The 501-nt window shown below is 76.2% G+C and carries 1 protein-coding gene; it reads left to right on the top strand.

From position 1 onward, the window contains the following. The coding region (locus tag ETD85_RS62735) for a pentapeptide repeat-containing protein (protein ID WP_138699157.1) at positions 1-501 on the top strand (501 nt) is incomplete at both ends.

The raw sequence follows: 501 nt of genomic DNA, 5'->3' as shown, positions 1-501 counted from the left end.
GGGGCGGACCGCTCGCGGCAGGGGCGTGCCCGGGCGGGTGGCGTCCTGGTCCCGGCCGTCGTCGTCCTGACCGTCCCGGGTGTCCTGACTGTCTCGGCCGTCCTGCGCTCCGGTGCCTGGCTGGCCGGCGCTCGACTGGCTGGCGCCCGGTTGTCCGGTGCCCGGTTGTCCGGTGCCCAGCTGTCCGGTGCCTGGTTGTCCGGTGCCTGGTTGTCCGGCGCCTGGTTGCCCCGTGCCCTGTTGCCCCGCGCCCTGTGGCCCGATGCCCGATTGCCCGGCGTTCGGCCCGCCGACTCGCGGCTGCGCGGCGTCCGACAGGCCGGCTGGTTGCCGACCGGCACCCGGCTGGCCGGCCAGCAGCTGGCCGATGCCGCGCTGGCCGGCTTGCTGCTGGTCGGCCTCTTCCGGCTTGCCGGTTCCCTGGCCGCTTACGTCCGGGGCCTTGAGCGCCGGGTGGGTGGCGTCCTGGTGATGGGTGGCGTCGGGGTCGAAGAGGGGGGC

Origin of the sequence: Nonomuraea zeae (assembly GCF_005889725.1) — a bacterium.
GTDB classification, from domain to species: Bacteria; Actinomycetota; Actinomycetes; order Streptosporangiales; family Streptosporangiaceae; genus Nonomuraea; species Nonomuraea zeae.
The sequence above is the reverse complement of the archived record's forward strand: the minus strand, read 5'-3'. Positions and strand labels throughout refer to the sequence as shown.